We start from the raw sequence: 18,575 nt of genomic DNA, 5'->3' as shown, positions 1-18,575 counted from the left end.
CAGTACAATATGAGATATACAGAAGATCGTGAGTTTATACAGTTGTTGGATCACTATAAGCAATCCTTTTCCGGATGGGATTTTTCATTCATCTTGGATACAGGACGCGTAGCGAGCGAGCCTTTGGACTGGTCTTATGCCAGCAAGGCTATGACGCTCATCCATTCTTCCACGGCGATGCTGGATATGGGAACAGGCGGAGGCGAACTTTTGTCACGGCTGCGTCCTTTTCCAGAGATCGTATGCGCGACAGAAGCATATGCACCGAATATTCCTGTTGCGAAGGAACGATTGGAGCCGCTGGGTGTGCGTGTTATGGCTATAGATGACGACGACTCACTTCCATTGGATGATAACGGGTTCGATCTCGTGCTGAACAAGCATGAGGCATTTTCTCCAGCGGAAGTGCGGCGTATTTTGCATACGGGCGGGACGTTTTTGACCCAACAGGTGGGGGGCCTGGATTGTGTGGGCATTAACGACCGTTTGGAAGCCCCTTATAGCGAATATGCGGACTGGTCCCTTTCTCAAGCGATTACCGGTCTGAAAAGCAACGGCTTCGAAATCGTGGAGCAGCGGGAACAGTTTCCGATACAGCGGTTTTACGATATCGGAGCGCTTGTCTACTACTTAAAGGCGATTGAATGGCAGATTGCTGATTTTCAACCAGAGAGATATATAGAGCAGCTGTATGGTCTACATCTGGACATTCAACGTGATGGGTATTGGGACGTGAAGCAGCACCGTTTTTTGATCCAAGCAAGAGCGATATAGAATTGTTGAATTCAATACCAAGAAGGTCTTCCTCTAGGGAAGGCCTTTTTTTAGCATACCTTCTTTATGGTAAAAACAAAATCAAAAGCCATGCGGCAGTTGGCAGTGAAATACCGACGGCGATGGCAATATAGGGCAAGGGAGTTTTCAGATAGCTTTTCCAATCCGCGGCCTTATGCTTTTTTTCATGATAAATCTCGATTTGTGTTGAAAAACTGTGAAGTAGCTTGAGAGCGTCCTCGGCCGGAATATGTTGTAAGGATATCCAGAGGTCATCATGCATTTTTCGGAGCAAGGCCATATCGGATGTGTTATCCCGGTGATCGGATAAGGACATTTTTACCATCTCCTCGTATACTAATCTTTACCATAATTGTACAATGAAAAAGCAGTGGCTTAAAGGCTCATTCATTTAAATGATATAGGGGGATGTACATGTCTGATCCAAAGGGAGTTATAACCGAACCGGAAAAAGACGCCTCCATGCGCCCAACATGGTTTTGGTCGTGGCTGGGCGGTACATTTATGTTTGGATTGTTTTCAGTCATGTTTAATGTATTTTGGAGTATGGCTGTGGCATCTAATGTACAGCTTCTGCTGAGGCGTGAAGGTGTGACGGATACTGCGGTCATTGTGATGATGATTTTGTACGCCTGGATCGTCGGCCTGATTTTTGCAGCTTACGGTGCCTGGAGTGCGCGTATTTCCAGTCTGCGCAAGCTTCCGCTCATGCTGACCGGGCTGCTATCATTATTAAGCGGCCTGGGTTTATGGATTGTGGGGTTACAAGGCTCTGGCGGCCAACCGTCCGAGGTGGGCGGGAGTTCGTGGCAATTGTTTTCAATCTATCACGCGTGGGCTGAGCCTGTGCTGGAGGTATTGGAGCCGTACACACAGCATGGTGAAATCTGGTTTCTGCTGACTGCACTGCTGCCGATCGCCGGAATGGTAGTAGGGGTTGGGGTGGACCGTTATCCGGCGGTGATAGGAAAGAACGGAAAGGTGGATCGTAGATGGCAATGGGTCGTGGCCGCTATGTCTGCCGCACTCGTCATTGTGCTGACCATTACACTAATGCTGCCTCATCGCCCGTTGATTGCAGAACGGGATTTTCCAGTGGTCGATGGGGCTACAGCAGCGATTCCGTTCGCACAGGATATGCTGCATGAGCTGACCGGAATGAGCAAAGCGCGTGCGGCGCACGAATTGAGATTTAACACAACGCATCAGGCGTATGTAAATCTGATCGACAAGAAGGCGGATCTCATTCTGGTGGCCGGACCGTCCGACGGGGAGCTGCAACTTGCGAAAGATCGGGGAGTGAAATTGAAGCTGACTCCAATTGGGCGGGATGCGTTTATTTTCCTCGTTCACAGTGATAATCCGGTTCATAATCTGTCTTCAAAGCAGATTCGTCGCATTTATGAAGGCTCCATTCATAATTGGAGTGAAGTGGGAGGCAAGGATCAGCCGATTGTAGCCTATCAGCGGGAAGAAAATTCGGGAAGTCAGACGTATATGCAAAAGAAAGTGATGGCTGACCATGAGATGGCCGAGCCGCCCCGGGAGCACACAATTGGCATCATGGGTGGTATGATTAATGCAGTCGCTGATTTTAACAAGGATCACAATGCGCTCGGGTATTCGTTTTATTATTTTGCCAATGTGATGCATAAGCGGCAAGAAGTTAAATTTTTGTCCATTGACGGAGTGGTGCCAAACAAGGAGCATATCCGTTCGCAGCAGTATCCGTTCACTGCCCAATTGTTCGTGGTCACACGGGAAGGAGAGAAGTCCAGCCCTTCGGTTCAGCGGCTACTCCAGTGGCTGCAAAGCGAAGAAGGAAAACGGATCATTGAAAAAGGCGGTTTTGTTCCTGTAAATCCGTAGACAAGGTTTTCCATACGGTCGATTTTGGGTTTCCATCCGTCAAGAGTGAAACGAAGACAGCAGGGTAATACATAGGCTATACCTTGCTGCTGTTACATACCCGTGTAGCATTGTACTAACACAGTAAGGGGATGAACGAAAATGAAGAAAAAATTATCGGCATGGGCGCTTTTGCTCGCCGTATCCATCATGACAGCAGGTTGTGGAGCAGATACAACACAAGCAGGACAGACCGGACAGAAAGAGCAGAACGGACAAACCGTTCAGGATGGACAAAAGGGTTCCGCTTCCGTGCAACCGGGTGCTTCGGGAGCCGCTGTAGATGCACAGGGACAGCAGACCGCTTCTGACGGAAAAAATGCCACAACTGGCGGTACAGACACGGCGGCGGGTGGACAAGCGTCCACAGATGCGAATGCGGCGAAGGTTCGCATGGACGATGTTACCGCGCTGCGCCTGATCGACGCTAAATCCGGCTGGATCGGCGGGAAGGGCTGGATTGCCCGGACAGGTACAGGCACATCCGGTTCAGCCGGAGCGGCATGGGATGTGCAATATCAGGGTCAAGGGACAGTGCAGCAAATTTTTGCCTTGAATGGGCAGCAGGCATGGGCCGTCATGGCAGACAGTGGAACGCTGCTGGCGACTCAGGATGGAGGCAAGCGCTGGGAAAGCACCGGGACGGTGCCGAAGCAAGGACAAGCGGGCTTTTTGCACTTTGTATCGTCCAAGGAAGGATTCAGCGGAAACCAATATACGAAGGACGGGGGTCAAACCTGGTCCGCGCTTCCCGTACCTGCTCACACCGTTGGACAACCATACTATCATGATCAGCAAAACGGTTGGGCGGTAACGCAGAGCAAAGAGGGCTCGTTCGGTATCTTACACACAACGAATGGCGGCCAGAAGTGGACCACCGTTTTGTCCCGGAAATCCGAGGCCCCTCTGAACGGTGTAATCATTCGTTCGGTAGAACGCGGAAACGCATGGATTGAGCTGGTCGGGGATACGGGCATGAATCAGACCTCATATTCGCTCTGGCATACCGCCGATAGCGGCCAAAGCTGGCGTGCTGTGTTGGCCAATGCCACCGCTGGCGCAGGTCCGGCTCCCGGCATTAGCCAGCAAGACAATCAGGTTCCCAAGAATGAAGGGACGGCACCGGGTATGCTCTATGCAGTAAACAGCAGCACCGCGTTGATGGGCGGCTATTGCGCACCGTGCGACAAGCCTAATACCATTGGCTGGACGAATGATGGAGGCAAGACGTGGAACAACGGCAAGCAAAGCTTTGACGGCTATGGCAACCAGCAAATCGGGATGGCCAATGCCAAGGAAGGCTGGGCTATTTTTTCGGATTCAGAGAAGGCTCCGGTAATGTATACCACCTCGGATGGTGGACAGCATTGGACGCAGAGCCATGTCTTTGACAAGCCTGCGGCATCTGGTTTCTGAGCAGATGTAGTCCTTAGCAGATAAGTCCTTAGCAGATATAGTAAGGAGGGAGAAGACATGAGCCAACAGAAGAAGAGTGCAATCATATGGGCTGATGGCCGTGAAGTGCCTCTGAATCGGACGAGGGAGGGGTGTGCCATGGCAGAGAGAGAAAAAGGAACAGGAACCAAGGCAGAGCTGCATGAGATAGATGATCATCTGGATTACGGATTATCTGTCGTATTTATTGGCTTCAATCCCAGCTTGAAATCAGGCGAAGTGGGGCATCATTATGCGAACCCGCGCAACCGCTTTTGGCGCATACTGGAGGGAGCGGGTTTGACTCCTCGCTTGTACGATCCATCGGAGGATGGGGAGCTGCTCAAGCTTGGCTACGGTTTTACGAACATTGTTTCCCGGCCCACGAGGGGAGTGGAGGATATTGCGCGCGAGGAATACGCCGAAGGACGTCTGAAGCTACATGCCAAGCTAAAGGAATACCGTCCCAAGGTAGCCTGCTTTGTCGGCAAAGGTGTATATACCGAATACAGTAAAAAATCCAAAGCAGATTGGGGATTCCAGCCCGAACCGCTGATCCCTGAGATGCATGAATTTGTAGCCCCTTCGTCCAGCGGACTGGTTCGCATGTCGCTGGAAGAGATCACAGATATTTACCGCCGTCTCCAGACGTTTCTGACGGCAGAAATCGTCTGATATGCAGCGAGAACAAGGGATTCAGCTAGAAGAAAAAGAACCACACAGTTCATGCCCTGAGGGGAAGAACGTGTGGTTCTTTGAACTACCGCAGACTCTATTTTAAGGTTTTTGCCTGCCACGCCTGATCTACCGGAACGTAAGGATATCCCAGATCACGGGCTACCGCCTCGTAGGTGATATGACCGTTCAGGACATTTGTGCCGCTGAGCAGGGGTTTGCTTCTGCGAAGAGCCTCCTGCACGCCCTGATCCGCAAGCTGGAGGGCAAAGGGAAGCGTCGCATTTGTCAGAGCAAGCGTCGAGGTTTGCGGGACTGCGCCCGGCATGTTCGCCACGGCATAGTGAATGACGCCATGCTTCACATAGGTTGGCTGATCATGTGTCGTGATGTGGTCTATCGTCCCGACAATACCACCCTGGTCGATAGCGACATCCACAATCACAGAACCGGGCTGCATCGTCTGCACCATAGCCTCCGTTACGAGACGAGGAGCTTTGGCTCCAGTGATCAGGACAGCACCGATCAGCAAATCGCTCTGCGCTACGGCTTCGGCAATGTTGGATGGTGTGGACACCAGCGTATGAAGCTGGTTGCCGAAAATATCGTCCAGCTGGCGCAGCCGATGCAGGCTCAGGTCGATCAGCGTCACATCTGCCCCGAGGCCGATAGCGACCTTGGCAGCATTCGTGCCGACGACCCCGCCGCCAATAATGGTCACTTTGCCGCGCTTGACTCCCGGCACGCCTGCCAGCAGGATGCCTTTGCCGCCCTTCGGTTTTTCCAGCAGCTGTGCCCCGATTTGCACAGCCATTCGACCTGCGACCTCGCTCATCGGGGTAAGCAACGGAAGGCTTCCCCCGACATCTATGGTTTCATAAGAGATGGCAGTTACGCCGTTGACCATCAGAGCCCGTGCCAGTGCCGGCTCAGCAGCCAAATGGAGATAAGTGAACAAAATCAATCCTTGCCGAAAATATCCGTATTCTGCGGATAACGGCTCCTTCACCTTGATAATCAGATCCGCCTGAGACCACACATCAGCTGCGTGCTGCACAATCGTTGCACCCGCCGTGGCATAATCTCCATCCGTAAAGCCACTTTCAACCCCTGCATGACTTTCCACAAACACGTGATGTCCGTGCTGGATCATCTGAGCTGCACCGGCAGGTGTCAAGGAGACACGATTTTCATTGTTTTTAATCTCTTTCGGAATTCCAATATTCATTTTGTTCACCTCTCCTGAAAATAATCGTTATCCAGCGGCAAATAATTATTCTTTAGGGCAGCTGTGCTGCAATGTTGCTATTTGCTGCACCAAACGGATTCAAAAATTGCATGATCCTTGTTATACAGCCTGCCAATTAGTTAAATGGACTCAAGCTGATAAATGCAATTCATGTTAGATTAGGTACAGTTTACAAGTGGGAAAGCTCCTTGACATCATACATTTTGTCGGATTATCTGTCTTCAAGGCTCGACTTTTTGATGAATAGGCGTCATATAAAATGACATTAAGACATATACATAAGGAGAATTCCGATGAACGGTAAAAAAACCTTTACCATTGCGGATGTGCTGGAACGTCCGGTATTCCGGCGGGCCAAGCTGGCGGCCGGGGAGCAGGGCACGAGTCACCGGGTCGGCTGGGTCCATGTGCTGGAAATCACAAACGTAACCCCCTTTGTGAGTCGTCATGACCTGATTTTGACGACCGGCCTGTGGCTAACCCGAGAGGAGGAGGAACGCGCTGAGTATATGGAGCAGTTGATCCGTTCCGAAGCCGCAGGACTATGCGTGGAGCTGGGTACGAGCATCCATGAGATTCCGCCGGAAATTCTGGAGCTGGCGGAACGTCATCATTTTCCGGTCATCGTATTTGAACAGCCGGTACGCTTTGTTGAAATCACGCAAGATATTCATTCCCTGCTTATTAACCGCCACCACGAACTACTGAAAGATCTGGAGCGTTTCTCGCGCCAGCTTCAGCAGGAGACGCTGCGCAGCACGGATATGAGTGCTCTTTTACGAGTACTTCATGATTATGCCGCCCGACAGGTCATCTACATGTCTTCCATTGATACCAATCGGTTCGTGCCTTCCATCCAGCCTGATGTGGCTGACCGCATTGCGAATTTTTATGCCAATGAGGTGGAATCCAGCATGACGTCTGACCGGGAGGGTCACTTGCTGTTCCATCTTAATGAATCCACCGCCGTCTTGTTTCAACCGGTTGTCTGCTTCGGGCAGGTGTTTTCCGCTGTAGGCCTGGTGCTGCATGGCGAAACGCCGACAGAAGAACTATCGCTACTGCTTGACTACACAGCCAAAGCAGCCGCTACGCTGGTGCTGAGAACTCAGTTCCTCGAAGACCGATTGTTACGCAATCAGAATGAATTGATTCAGGATATGCTGAACGGACAGCTTCCCAGCGAGGAACAGGCTCAGACCCGGATGGGGCTGCGTCTGCTGTCCAAGGGACAGTATTTATTTTGGGCCGGCGTTATTGAGGTGGAGCATCAGGATAAGGAAGCCAGTCAGGTGCGCAAGGAGTCCATTAACCAGGATATATTGGTACTACTCCGTTCTTTGCTGAAAAAGGAGACGCTGCACAACCTGCTCATGATGAAGGGTAACCAGTGCTACATTCTTTGCGCCAAGGAGGAATTGACCCTGCGTTCCGCGGCGCAAATGAAAAAAGTGCTTGCCCATACCGTACAATATATTCAGAACTATGCCGCAGGGCAGCTTGACAAGGTGCGCATTCATGCAGGTTTCGGCAAAGTAAGGTACCGGATGACCGAAGCAGGCCGTAGTTTTGAAGAGGCTTATCAGGTTATTGAGGTGGCGCGAAGCGTTTCGGCCATGAGAGATCGACTTTTTTACGACAGTATCGGAATCTATCAATTGTTGAAAGCCGTACCCCGCACACCCTTTTTACAAGGGTTTGTGCAGGACCATTTGGGCGGGCTGCTTGCGCATGATCGTGAGCACCATATGCAGCTTCTGGATACGCTGGATGCCTATTTTCAATGCCATGGCTCCAAACGAGACACTGCTGGAATCCTGTACATTCACAGGCAAACGCTCTACAATCGGCTGGACAAAATTAACGAGATCATAGGAGGAAATCTGCCAGACCCGGATAAACGTCGTTGTCTGGAGATGGCATTGCTGGCTCACCGGATGCTACAGGCCGAAAAATGATCCTAAATGACTACTTCTATTTTCCAATCTACTCATTTACAATGCGTGTTAACACTGAGATAATAGAAGAAATAACGGTTATATCTTTGAAAGGGGATTAATATGAATATAAAAAAATGGATCGCCGTCCCTCTTATTCTGCTAATGGTAGCTTTGACAGGTTGCCAGGCAGTAGGCGGATTTGATGTAAGTAAAAATTTATTGGGAACACTTGATGTGAAATCCCAGCAGACAACGGAGAAAATCTCTCTTAAATTGACTCCAAAAGAAGGTATTACGCAAGGAGATCAGGAAATTGTTGATTTAATCAATTCTATTTCCGTAACAGTGGATGAGGCCAAGGTACAATCGGAGGAACTCGCTTCCGCCAAGGGTACATTGCACATCGACAAATATAATTTGCCGTTTGAAATTGCTTTGGACCGCCAAGGTGTGGCTATTCAACTGGAAGGTGCCAAAAAACCTTATTACATATCTTTGAACTCGCAGGAGAGTTTGAGTGGTCTGCCTGCCGGATTTGATCCTTATGTATACTCCAAGGATGTAAGAGATCTGACGAAAACAGCCGCAGCACTTGTACTCAAGCATGCTCCTAACCCTTCGACCATCTCTGCAACGTCTGTAACCGAGGAAGTTTATGGGGAGAAGGACAAAGTGAAGCTGACTCGGTTGCATGCTGAACTTCGTGGCGATGAGCTGGTTACATTGGTGAAACCGTTCCTGACCAATCTGGCGAAGGACGAGGCTGGCTTGAAGGAACTGATCGGGCAAGCAATTGATTTCACTAAAAATATTGCTTCCAGCATGAATGTTGATGGTGCTGATCAATTCACAAGCGAACTGAACACGAACAAGGAAAAACTGGTCAATGAGGCTTATACCGAAGTTAAAAAGTATTTGGATCTGGCCGTTGCTCAATATGATACAGGCGTAAGCACTTTATATGCACAATCTCCTGAAATCAAAACGGTTCTGAGTTCCAACACGGTTCTGAAAACCGATATGTATTTTGATGAAAAAGGAAATGTTCGCAAATCACTGTCAGACCTGACGGTTGCTTTGCCAGAAGTAGATAGTCTTCCAGTGAAGTCCTTCTCGATTGTTACGGAAGTTCAATCCTGGAACGTAAACGGTAGTGTAACAGCCGACAAGGTAGATATCTCCAATGGTGTTATCGACCTGAATAAACAAGCGGAACTTACGCCAGGAGCGACACTTCGCAATTTTGAAGCAAACTCTCCGATCTACAATATTTTAAAAAATGATTTGAAAATTACAAAAGTAGAAACCACTTTCGATCCTAATGATGATTATTATGTGCTGGTGAATCGTAAAGGTACGGCCTTCATTCCACTGCGTGAGCTGACGTATGAACTGGGTTCCGAATTAAAATGGGATGCAGCAGCCAAGCAAATTACAGTTGTGGATGATATTACAGGTAAGACCATCCAGCTGAAAAGCGGTTCCAAACAGGCTGTACTGGAAGGAAGCACATTAACGCTGCCACAAGCACCATATGCAGATGAATATGGTACGCTGTATGTTCCTTTCAAATCGGTTGCCGAAGCGCTTGGTGCCACAGTAACTCGTAACAGTGATGGTGAGTATGTCCTGAAACGTGACTAAAAAGACATTCCACATATCTGTGTCCAACTGCACCGCTGGTGCATGGAATATGCAGGTATAGACACAGGAACCGGCCCGTTCAAGGGTCGGTTCTTTTTTTGCATATCCTTACGTGTCCGATCCGGGGTAAAGTAAGGAAACATTCTCACAGAAGCGGTTTAAATAAGCGCTTACAGGTTAAAAAAATACCCTACTTTTGTACAGAAAAAATTGAGATAATCATAGTGTTGTTTCGCCATTATATATTTGCGGTCAGGCGCCACAGTGGAAATCACCTACAATAGGGGGATATACGATGAAAGATATGGAACTATTGAATTCTAGTGAGGGACAAAATGTACTCGCCCGAATGTATGGTCAACAGCAGGTTGCAGAGCAAACGACGCGATATCAATCCCTTCTACAGGCGTACCGGGAGCATTTTGGTGTCGGGGACATTGAATTATTTAGTGCTCCGGGGCGGTGCGAAATTGGGGGGAATCATACAGACCACAATCACGGGAAGGTGCTGGCAGGCAGTATTACACTGGATACCATCGCTGTAGCTGCTAAAGTGGAGGAGCCTGTAATTACGTTCTTTTCCGAAGGCTACCAAACGAAATACGTCATTGATTTAAATGACTTGTCACCACGACCGGAGGATGACGGTACGATGCTGTTGGTCCGTGGTATTGCCGCTGGACTGCTTGAACACGGCTATCGCATCGGAGGATTCCAGGCTTATATATCAAGCAATGTGTTCTCTGCTTCAGGCTTAAGCTCTTCCGCTTCGTTTGAAATGCTGATATGCACGATCATCAGTCATTTTTATAATGAGGGAGCATTGGATGCTGTCGCCAAGTCCAAAATCGGCCAGTACGCGGAAAATCGCTACTGGAACAAGCCGTCGGGTCTGCTTGACCAAATGGCTTGCGCATATGGGGGATTGGTTGCCATTGATTTTGTAAACCCCAAGGAACCGATCATCAATCCGGTTCACTGGGATTTTCAACAGAATGGATATTCCCTGGTTATCGTAAATACGGGCGGAGATCATGCGGATTTAACGGACGATTACGCGGCGGTACCCAACGAAATGCGTGCAGTGGCTCAGTCCTTAGGTGCTTCCGTATGCCGTGACTTATCGCCAGAGGATCTGTATGCCAACCTCAAAATGGTCAGGGAAAAAGCAGGAGATCGTGCAGTATTGCGTGCGTTGCATTTTTTTGAAGAAAATAAGCGTGTAGATGAACAGGTGAAGTCGCTGGAGGAGGGACGTTTTTCTGATTTCTTGAGGCTTGTCACCGAGTCCGGTAATTCTTCATGGAAATGGCTTCAAAACGTATATAGAAGTGGGGTTGACCGGGAACAGGACGTATCGGTTGCGCTTGCATTAACGGAAATGTATATGAAATCAATAGATGACAGCGCATGCAGGGTACATGGTGGTGGCTTTGCTGGAGTTATCTTGACGATTCTTCCCAATGATCGTGTTGATGATTATAAGACGTGGATCAGCGGAATGCTGGGAACTCCTGTACTCGTTGTCAATGTCCGTGAGCAGGGTGCCGTTAATGTAAGTGATTTGATTCATGCGACAACGAAGGATTGAAAAGGAAGCCAGAGTTGTACGGATCTCAGGAGTCATTGCGAATTGACTATACTAGACCAATGAAGACTTTAACCTATGGGTTAAAGTCTTCATTCTTTTTGGACGATGCAGTCCAGGCTTGCGGTATAATAGAGCATGGAAGTTCTAACGAAGGAGGGCCTATTCATGGCTATGTACCCGTCCTGGTCCTATTCACAATCGAGGGCCCAAACGTTCGATGAATGCCTACGCAAATACTATTACCATTATTACGGCTCGCATAACGGCTGGAACCCTGCACAGGGCAGTGAAGAGCAGGTTACGTTGTATCGGCTCAAGCAGCTGAGCAACTTATATATTTTATTTGGGAATATTACACATCAAATGTGTGAATCGGTCATACGTGGTTGGGTGGAAAAAGGTGCTGTTCCACGTCCGGCGTACCTGGAGACAGCGATGAAGAACATGCTCAATGACAGCTACAAGGAATCGCTGCAACGTGAGCTATGGCTGCAAGACCCCAAAAATCGCATCATGCTCGCTGAAATTTATTATGATGACGAAGTGCTGTCGGAACGAATTGCCCGCATTAAGGAGCGACAGTATGCGGTGGTACACAATCTGTACCGTACCGCCGTTTGGCGTGAGTTGCAGCAGGCTGAGGCTCGAATTGTTGAAATCGAGAAGTGGGATACGATGCTGCTTCACGAGACGAAGGTCTATGTCAAAATGGATTTGCTCTACCGTAGAGGTAATGGAGACATGGTTATCGTAGATTGGAAGACAGGCAAGGAAGGCGACTTCTCCGACCAGTTATTTTTGTACGCTTCCTATGTGCAGGAGCATTACCAGCTTCCCTTGGAGAAGATCGAGGTGCGTGTGGAGTATCTAATGACGGGAGAACATGAGGTGTACCGTCCCACGCAGGAGGATATCGACAAGGTCGCTGCCAATGTCGGGCGATATATCGAGGAAATGAAGTCCTGTCTTGATGACGATTACTATAACAGACCGAAACCAGAGTCCTTTTTCACCCCGATGCCTTCCCGCAGAGCGTGCGGCGGCTGTAATTTTCGAGAGGTATGCAAGCACCGCGCGGTGTAAGATTTGACTACGTTATAAGGAAGACACTCTATTCATATGTAGGAGCGTCTTTCTTTTGTTTATAGCAATAACTATGTTGCAAATCTGACATTCTTCTATTTATTGAAACCGCTTTCTAATTTGGAGAATACGAGGTATGATAAGGATATTATTGGAAAATTCGAAGGGGGATATAAGGAAGATGACGAGTACAGAGCACGTACGTATTCTTTTTCAGGGGGATTCCATAACAGATGGAGGAAGAGGACGGAATGAGGACGCGAACCATTGGCTGGGTCAGAGCTATGTGTATCTGATCGCAGGTGCATTGGGGAGCCGTTTGACTGCTACGCAGCCAGAATTTGTGAACCGGGGGATTTCGGGGGATCGGGTTTCGGATTTGTATGCACGCTGGAATGAGGACACGTTTAGCCTGAAGCCGGACCTGCTCAGTATTCTGATCGGCGTGAACGATGCCTGGCGGATCGTGGAGCAGGAGCCGTCCGGGGTGACGGACCGATTTGAACGAGCCTATCGCCACATTTTGGAGGAAACGTGTGAAGTGCTGCCCGATACCGGGCTGGTGCTGTGTGAGCCGTTTATTTTGAAAACAGGAGCTACCGAGGCACGATGGGACATTTGGCAGGAAAAAATAACGAGCTATCAGCGTCTTGTGCGTCAGCTTGCTGACGAATTTGGGGCCGTATTTGTGCCGTTCCAAAGCCTGCTGAACGAAGCCGCTACCAAGGCGGACGCCTCCTATTGGCTGCATGACGGGGTACATCCCACAGCGGTTGGGCACCAGTTGATAGCGGATCAATGGATAGATATCGTGCAAAAGAGTCCGCTGGCGATTCGCTAACAGGGTCAACCATAGTCTACTCCTTGTCATTTTTGGGTAATACACGATTATGGACATAATGACTTATAGGATCTGTCCATCCAAAAATGAACGTCATAAGGGGGTGCTTCTTGCTTCGTATGGCGGGGCAAGAGAGGGCTGTGGAAACTGTGAATATCATACTGGTCATTTTACTGATTGCGTTAACTGCGTTTTTCGTTGCATCCGAGTATTCCATTATTCGCGTGCGGATATCCCGTATCAATCAGCTTGCATCCGAAGGGAACAAAAATGCCAAAGCTGTCAAAAATATTTTGTCCCGTCTGGATGAGTATTTATCCGCTTGTCAGCTAGGGACCACGTTAACCTCGATGGCGTTAGGCTGGCTCGGGGAGTCTACGGTTGAAAAGCTATTGCATCCGCTGTTTGTGCTGACGCATATTCCGGCTGGACTCACGGGAGTATTATCCTTCTTGCTGGCTTTTCTAATTTTGACGTATTTTGAGGTGGTTATCGGGGAGCTGGTTCCCAAAACATTCGCTATACAGATTGCGGAGCCGATGGCTTTGTTTTTTGCCCGTCCCATTACGATCTTCTATAAAATGACGTATCCACTGAACTGGGTACTCAGCCGTTCCTCGCGTGTCATTACGGGACTTTTCGGGCTGAAAAAGGTTTCCGAGGAAGATGCGGCTCTCAGTGAGGCAGAGCTACGATTGGCATTATCCGAAGGATACCGCAGTGGTGAAATTACACCGACAGAATACCGCTATCTGAACAATGTGTTTGATTTTGACGACTGTGCGGCGCAAGAGATTATGGTACCGCGTATCCATATCCGCTCCATTTCTCATCTGGCAACGGTGGCAGAGTTTATGGAGCTGATCGAGGACAAGGTCTATAATTTTCTGCCTGTAGCGGAAAACGGGGATCGGGATCGTATTATCGGGATGATCCGTGTGAAGGAAGCGCTGCATGATTTGGCCCGAGGGCACAGCACAGGGAATACCACGATGGCTTCCTATATTCATCCGGTGCTTCAGGTGATTGAAACCATTCAGGCCCGGGACCTGCTGATTCAGATGCAAAAGCGACGTATTCCCGTGGCGGTGCTGGTGGACGAATATGGCGGCACATCCGGACTGGTCACACTGGAGGATATTATGGAGGAGATAGTAGGGGATATTCCTTCCTATACTGATACCGAAACGCCTGCAGCGCTAACCCCTCTCATTACAAAAACAGACGATCATCGTTACATACTCAAATCGCAAGCGCTCATTCATGAAGTCAATCGGCGTTTGGAGACGGATATTGAGGCCGGGGACGTATATACGATTGGCGGCTGGATGCTTTCAGAGCATTTTGATATCCGACAGGGAGAGAGTATGACCATAGGCTCATGGGAGTTTACCGTACTGGAAAAAAACAGTCACCAAATAGACACAATTGAAGCAGTCAAAAAAACAACTGGTGAACAGGGAAATGACAATAATTCCAAATGATGGAATGATTGAGTGCCTGCAAATCAATGGTTTAAAATATGACGAATGGCCTGTAAAGCAAGCAGCAGTGCGGTTCGTCCCTCTTTTTGATGCACGCTGATGCCTGTTACATGTTATTTTGGGCTGTTAAGGTGAAGGGCCTAAAGTCTCTCTATCTTTATGCTCATAAATACGGTTGTCTGTGAAAAATACTACTAGAATTGTAGCAATTATATGGTAAAATGGAATCAAATTTAAGTTTTTTGGGGTGGGCTAGAGTACATGAAGATGTCACTAGGTACGAAAATGGTTACTGCATTTGTCGCAATTTCCGCAATAACCTATGGAACAAGCGCTTTTTTTATTTTTGTACTCAAGGACTGGCTTGCTCAAGGTGCACAAGAATGGGTGTACACTTCGATCATTCTCTTATTGGGTGTCCTGTGGAGTGGCATTTTGGGCTGGTTGATCTCAAAATTACTCACACGGCCGATTGTCAGATTGGCAAAGGCGGCTGAGGAAGCCTCGGCGGGGAATCTGTCCGTTGTCATTCCGGATCGTCGTTCAGATGACGAAATCAAGGTGCTCTATGATGCATTCCGGCGCATGATGCTGAATATCAAGGATATGTTTAACGAGATATCGTATAGCTCAAGAGCGACTTCACAAAATGCGGAAAACCTTAGTTTGGCTATTGTACAGGCTACGACACAGATTGAGTCCATGACTTCGGTGGTGGAGGATATTTTGGAGGGCGTAGAGCAGCAAAGGGATGCGTCTGTCCAATCTATTGAAACAGCGGATCGAATGTTGGGCGATTTTAAAATGATGCGCAGCAAATCGGGCCATATGCTGGAACTGTCAGGTCATATGGAGCATTCGGTCGATTTGACGCAGACGGTATTTTCATCCCTGATGGAGGGAATGGGGGAGCTGACTGCTTCGCATAGTCGTTCGCAGCAGGTCATTGCACGACTGGAAAAGGAAGCTTCACAAATTGAAGCGATTACAAGCACCGTCAAGGATATCGCGGAACAAACTCATTTGCTGGCGTTGAACGCCTCCATTGAAGCCGCACGTGCAGGAGAAGAAGGTAACGGGTTTGCCGTAGTTGCTCACCAGATTCGCGCGTTGGCTTCACAAAGTACGGAATCGGTACAGCAAATCAATGCGATCGTTAGCCGTGTGCAGTCGCAAATTGTAGAAACGGTACAATTAATGCACCAGCAAACATCACTGGTCAGCACTGAGGCGGAACGGACAAGCTCGGTGGATCAGACGTTGAGTCGTTTGAACTCGATTGTGCGTGAATTTGTTGAAGGTATTCGTTTAATGGAAGAAGCTGTGACGGAGCAGACGAATCGGGTAGATCAAACCTTCGAGCAGATCCATCGTATTCAGCAAATGTCAGGGGCCTTCTCGGAAGGTGCGCACAAGATTTATACAGCCGCTCATGAGGAAACGGCTATTATGCAGGAAATTTCGTCTTCTTCCGAGGACTTGAAAGTGCTTACGAACAAGCTCATGATGAAAACTCGTGGAATGCAGCTGTAGAACGTAACGTGTCAGAAAAAGCAAATGTAGCCGCTATACACCGGAAAACGAAGCAAAATGGTTCTCCGGTGTGTAGCGGCTATTTTTTAATTTCGAAAAACTCACATTGTTTTCTGGGATGGTAGGCCAGATCACTGACACTGGATTGCACGACTATGGTTTGATCGTCAAAACGGATAATGACTCCGCCCGAACCAATCAACTGGTCATCCTGAAATATGCGGACACGAAGATGACGTTCCAACGCCTCGGTGAAATCCTGATCTGTGATCAAACGGCGATTAATGGGCATGAGGGGTCTCCTTTGAATATGATATCTTTTATCATAACACATTTGTTTTTTTGGTATAAAATAGGATGCAGAGAAAGAGTAAAAGGATAAAGGGGGCTTTCGATGGACAAGTCGTGGTCATGGTTCGATGCCGCTGCGCCGGAAGAATTCGAGGCTTTTACTTCCTCACATGTGCTGACTGTACTAGGGCTTATTTTAAGTGCTTTACTGCTTTGGCTGACTCGGGGCCTGATTCGGTCGCATAGGCCGTTAAGCGAGTGTATTCGCTGGTTCCTGGTTACCATACTTATTCTGTCCGAGGTGACTCTGAATATTTGGTATGTGACGCAGCACATTTGGAATGCTCAGACGTCATTGCCGCTGGAGCTGTGCAGTGTGACGCTGCTGCTGTCGATTGTGATGCTGATTTTCCGCAGTCGCTGGCTGTATCCGATCAACCTTTTTGCCGGAATTGGGGGAGCGCTTCAAGCGGTACTTACACCTAATTTGGCGTACGCTTTTCCGCACTATCGTTTTATTCATTTTTTTGTGGCTCATAGTGCTATTATATGGGCTGCCTTGTACATGACGTGGATCGAAGGGCTGAAACCGACGTGGAAGGGCGTTGGGGGAGCGATGCTTTTTCTCAATAGTTTGGCACTGATCGTGTGGCTCGTAGATGATGTACTCGGAGCAAACTATATGTTTCTTGCCGGAAAGCCGTCGACACCGTCGATATTGGATGTTTTGGGACCGTATCCGCTGTATATTCTGGCAGAAGAGGTCATTGCGCTGTTATTCTTTTCTCTTATGATGTTGCTGTTCGAGGTGCTCCCTGGAGGCAGGCTGTATGCCCGCTTTCGCAAAAAGGCTGTGCACAGAGCTGAACGTCTTGGGGAAGATCATAGCACGGAGAAAACACCGTCCTGAGAAGGCATCTGTTCAATGGCTGCTTTCGTTTCCTCTGCGTGCTTGGGCGTGCGATCCAGCATAACCACTTTGGCACCTTGCTCTGCAAACCGAGTCGCGGGTGCCTTGCCGATGCCTGAACCACCACCACTGACCACCGCTATCTTTCCTTGTAATCTCTGCTCTGCCATTGACTATTCCTCCTTATCCGCTCATAAGCTAACCTGACTCGTTTTTCCAATACCTCTGATTGCTGATGGTGAAGCAGTATGTGCTGCATTTCCGTCTGTAAGTCTGCATTTCACGGAATTTGCGAAGTATGGTAACATAGGCGAACCAGCAGGAGCATATAGCGAAGAAGACGGGTAACGGAGGTGGATTCAATTGAGCTATAACAGAAATGACGGGACACAACCAACAGAATCTATAGCACTGACCGGAAAAATAAAGCCGTGGGCGCTGAGCGGCCCCAGTATTCAAATAGATCCGTTATTTCCCTATTATGCGAACCGTTCGCGGGACAGTATAGCCGATGAAATCGCCCTTGCAGGCTACCAGACCGTTCATTATTTTGTTGTGCGTGAAAATGAAGTAGATGGGGCGCTCGTTGCCGCCTTTCAACGCAGGGGAATCGCGGTATGGGCGATGGTGCTTGGCAATGGTTCCTTTGGCGTGTCACAGTTACCGCCGGAGTGGAAGGGATGGCGCATGGAACTGCTGCGCGAACCGAATGACGGGTTTCAGCGGCTTTCGCATTTTGCACAGGAGTATGTAGAGTGGAAAAAGAAAGCCGCTGCCCGGCTGGTCACCGACATTCCGTTCGACGGGTTCGAGGTGGCGGAGCCTTATTTTCCCGAATGGAACGGGCTGCGTAGTGGAGTGTACGGGGATATCGGGCCGCATGCCCGGCGGGCCTTCCGCGAGCGCAGCGGCGAGGACATTCCGGATTTCCGCGACAAGCATGCGCGAAATTACTACCGGAAGGTCCCGAAGCTGTACGCGCAGTGGGTCGATCTGCGCGTGGACGCCGTGAACGCGCTGATCGGCGAGCTGGTGAACGGCGCAGGCGGCGTGCGTGATGTCCGGCCGGACATCTGCGTGGCGACGTGGTCGCTGGCCGTGAACGGCCGCGGCGATGTTCCCGGCCAGCTACGGGAATGGCAGGGTCTGGACGCGGTAGCGATGATCGGGTGCGTAGCCCCGGATATGCATGTGCTC

General features: G+C 49.1%; 15 protein-coding genes and 2 pseudogenes. 13 read left to right on the top strand and 4 right to left on the bottom strand.

From position 1 onward, the window contains the following. Positions 1 to 9 precede the first annotated feature (9 nt). Positions 10 to 774 carry a methyltransferase domain-containing protein gene (locus L696_RS0127480; protein WP_025686504.1) on the top strand — a complete coding sequence of 255 codons (765 nt, stop codon included), beginning with the start codon at positions 10 to 12 and terminating at the stop codon, positions 772 to 774. Between the two features lie 64 nt (positions 775 to 838). Here the strand turns inward: L696_RS0127480 and L696_RS0127475 are convergent, their stop codons facing one another. After that, positions 839 to 1,111, bottom strand: coding sequence for a hypothetical protein (locus tag L696_RS0127475; protein ID WP_025686503.1), 273 nt, complete (start codon positions 1,109 to 1,111; stop codon positions 839 to 841). A 98-nt stretch (positions 1,112 to 1,209) separates the two neighbouring features. Here L696_RS0127475 and L696_RS0127470 point away from each other — a divergent pair, with 98 nt between their 5' ends. The 3 genes from L696_RS0127470 (at position 1,210) to L696_RS0127460 (ending at position 4,812) form a co-directional block, all read left to right on the top strand. Beyond that, the gene (locus tag L696_RS0127470; RefSeq protein ID WP_025686502.1) at positions 1,210 to 2,664 is read left to right on the top strand and encodes a PstS family phosphate ABC transporter substrate-binding protein; all 1,455 of its coding nucleotides are present in this window, start codon (positions 1,210 to 1,212) and stop codon (positions 2,662 to 2,664) included. A gap of 141 nt (positions 2,665 to 2,805) precedes the next feature. Next, the gene (locus tag L696_RS0127465; RefSeq protein WP_025686501.1) at positions 2,806 to 4,119 is read left to right on the top strand and encodes a beta propeller repeat protein; all 1,314 of its coding nucleotides are present in this window, start codon (positions 2,806 to 2,808) and stop codon (positions 4,117 to 4,119) included. A 138-nt stretch (positions 4,120 to 4,257) separates the two neighbouring features. Then, positions 4,258 to 4,812, top strand: a complete 555-nt coding sequence (locus L696_RS0127460) for a mismatch-specific DNA-glycosylase (RefSeq protein WP_049827542.1) — start codon at positions 4,258 to 4,260, stop codon at positions 4,810 to 4,812. Positions 4,813 to 4,909: 97 nt separating this feature from the next. Here L696_RS0127460 and ald read toward each other — a convergent pair whose 3' ends face one another. After that, positions 4,910 to 6,040, bottom strand: a complete 1,131-nt coding sequence (gene ald, locus L696_RS0127455; RefSeq protein WP_025686499.1) for an alanine dehydrogenase — start codon at positions 6,038 to 6,040, stop codon at positions 4,910 to 4,912. Positions 6,041 to 6,354: 314 nt separating this feature from the next. On the opposite strand from ald, the gene L696_RS0127450 reads away from it, so the two are divergent. The 7 genes from L696_RS0127450 to L696_RS0127420 all read left to right on the top strand — a co-directional run bounded on the left by L696_RS0127450 (position 6,355) and on the right by L696_RS0127420 (position 16,177). Then, on the top strand, positions 6,355 to 8,019 hold the full coding sequence (locus tag L696_RS0127450; RefSeq protein ID WP_025686498.1) for a PucR family transcriptional regulator: 1,665 nt from the start codon (positions 6,355 to 6,357) through the stop codon (positions 8,017 to 8,019). A gap of 102 nt (positions 8,020 to 8,121) precedes the next feature. Next, the gene (locus L696_RS0127445; protein ID WP_025686497.1) at positions 8,122 to 9,645 is read left to right on the top strand and encodes a copper amine oxidase N-terminal domain-containing protein; all 1,524 of its coding nucleotides are present in this window, start codon (positions 8,122 to 8,124) and stop codon (positions 9,643 to 9,645) included. Between the two features lie 295 nt (positions 9,646 to 9,940). Next, positions 9,941 to 11,236 (top strand): galactokinase, encoded by a 1,296-nt coding sequence (locus L696_RS0127440; protein ID WP_025686496.1) that lies wholly within the window; start codon positions 9,941 to 9,943, stop codon positions 11,234 to 11,236. 165 nt (positions 11,237 to 11,401) lie between these two features. Further along, positions 11,402 to 12,319 (top strand): PD-(D/E)XK nuclease family protein, encoded by a 918-nt coding sequence (locus L696_RS0127435; protein WP_025686495.1) that lies wholly within the window; start codon positions 11,402 to 11,404, stop codon positions 12,317 to 12,319. Between the two features lie 181 nt (positions 12,320 to 12,500). Further along, positions 12,501 to 13,160: an SGNH/GDSL hydrolase family protein gene (locus L696_RS0127430; protein ID WP_025686494.1), complete on the top strand. Its 660-nt coding sequence runs from the start codon at positions 12,501 to 12,503 to the stop codon at positions 13,158 to 13,160. A gap of 140 nt (positions 13,161 to 13,300) precedes the next feature. Then, complete coding sequence (locus tag L696_RS0127425) at positions 13,301 to 14,644, top strand: hemolysin family protein (protein WP_025686493.1); 1,344 nt, start codon at positions 13,301 to 13,303, stop codon at positions 14,642 to 14,644. 261 nt (positions 14,645 to 14,905) lie between these two features. After that, entirely contained in the window at positions 14,906 to 16,177 is a 1,272-nt protein-coding gene (locus tag L696_RS0127420) for a methyl-accepting chemotaxis protein (RefSeq protein WP_025686492.1), read from the top strand. A gap of 79 nt (positions 16,178 to 16,256) precedes the next feature. Here L696_RS0127420 and L696_RS0127415 read toward each other — a convergent pair whose 3' ends face one another. After that, a complete protein-coding gene (locus L696_RS0127415; RefSeq protein WP_025686491.1) occupies positions 16,257 to 16,469 on the bottom strand; it encodes a hypothetical protein in 213 nt (70 codons plus the stop codon). A gap of 102 nt (positions 16,470 to 16,571) precedes the next feature. Between L696_RS0127415 and L696_RS0127410 the strand changes: the two genes are divergently transcribed. Continuing rightward, positions 16,572 to 17,378: a YwaF family protein gene (locus L696_RS0127410; RefSeq protein WP_025686490.1), complete on the top strand. Its 807-nt coding sequence runs from the start codon at positions 16,572 to 16,574 to the stop codon at positions 17,376 to 17,378. Positions 17,379 to 17,386: 8 nt separating this feature from the next. Here L696_RS0127410 and L696_RS0127405 read toward each other — a convergent pair. Then, positions 17,387 to 17,548: pseudogene (locus L696_RS0127405) on the bottom strand (SDR family NAD(P)-dependent oxidoreductase); the annotation flags it as partial. Between the two features lie 193 nt (positions 17,549 to 17,741). Here L696_RS0127405 and L696_RS0127400 point away from each other — a divergent pair. Beyond that, positions 17,742 to 18,575, top strand: a pseudogene (locus L696_RS0127400) (N-acyl-D-glucosamine 2-epimerase); the annotation flags it as partial.

It is taken from the genome of Paenibacillus maysiensis, from assembly GCF_000520815.1.
GTDB lineage: Bacteria > Bacillota > Bacilli > Paenibacillales > Paenibacillaceae > Paenibacillus > Paenibacillus maysiensis.
The sequence above is the reverse complement of the archived record's forward strand: the minus strand, read 5'-3'. Positions and strand labels throughout refer to the sequence as shown.

Excerpts from the sequence above, each read along its gene's own strand:
- L696_RS0127480 (WP_025686504.1), top strand. The coding sequence starts at position 10 with ATGAGATATACAGAAGATCGTGAGTTTATACAGTTGTTGGATCACTAT.
- L696_RS0127475 (WP_025686503.1), bottom strand. The coding sequence starts at position 1,111 with ATGTCCTTATCCGATCACCGGGATAACACATCCGATATGGCCTTGCTC.
- L696_RS0127470 (WP_025686502.1), top strand. The coding sequence starts at position 1,210 with ATGTCTGATCCAAAGGGAGTTATAACCGAACCGGAAAAAGACGCCTCC.
- L696_RS0127465 (WP_025686501.1), top strand. The coding sequence starts at position 2,806 with ATGAAGAAAAAATTATCGGCATGGGCGCTTTTGCTCGCCGTATCCATC.
- L696_RS0127460 (WP_049827542.1), top strand. The coding sequence starts at position 4,258 with ATGGCAGAGAGAGAAAAAGGAACAGGAACCAAGGCAGAGCTGCATGAG.
- ald (WP_025686499.1), bottom strand. The coding sequence starts at position 6,040 with ATGAATATTGGAATTCCGAAAGAGATTAAAAACAATGAAAATCGTGTC.
- L696_RS0127450 (WP_025686498.1), top strand. The coding sequence starts at position 6,355 with ATGAACGGTAAAAAAACCTTTACCATTGCGGATGTGCTGGAACGTCCG.
- L696_RS0127445 (WP_025686497.1), top strand. The coding sequence starts at position 8,122 with ATGAATATAAAAAAATGGATCGCCGTCCCTCTTATTCTGCTAATGGTA.
- L696_RS0127440 (WP_025686496.1), top strand. The coding sequence starts at position 9,941 with ATGAAAGATATGGAACTATTGAATTCTAGTGAGGGACAAAATGTACTC.
- L696_RS0127435 (WP_025686495.1), top strand. The coding sequence starts at position 11,402 with ATGGCTATGTACCCGTCCTGGTCCTATTCACAATCGAGGGCCCAAACG.
- L696_RS0127430 (WP_025686494.1), top strand. The coding sequence starts at position 12,501 with ATGACGAGTACAGAGCACGTACGTATTCTTTTTCAGGGGGATTCCATA.
- L696_RS0127420 (WP_025686492.1), top strand. The coding sequence starts at position 14,906 with ATGAAGATGTCACTAGGTACGAAAATGGTTACTGCATTTGTCGCAATT.
- L696_RS0127415 (WP_025686491.1), bottom strand. The coding sequence starts at position 16,469 with ATGCCCATTAATCGCCGTTTGATCACAGATCAGGATTTCACCGAGGCG.
- L696_RS0127410 (WP_025686490.1), top strand. The coding sequence starts at position 16,572 with ATGGACAAGTCGTGGTCATGGTTCGATGCCGCTGCGCCGGAAGAATTC.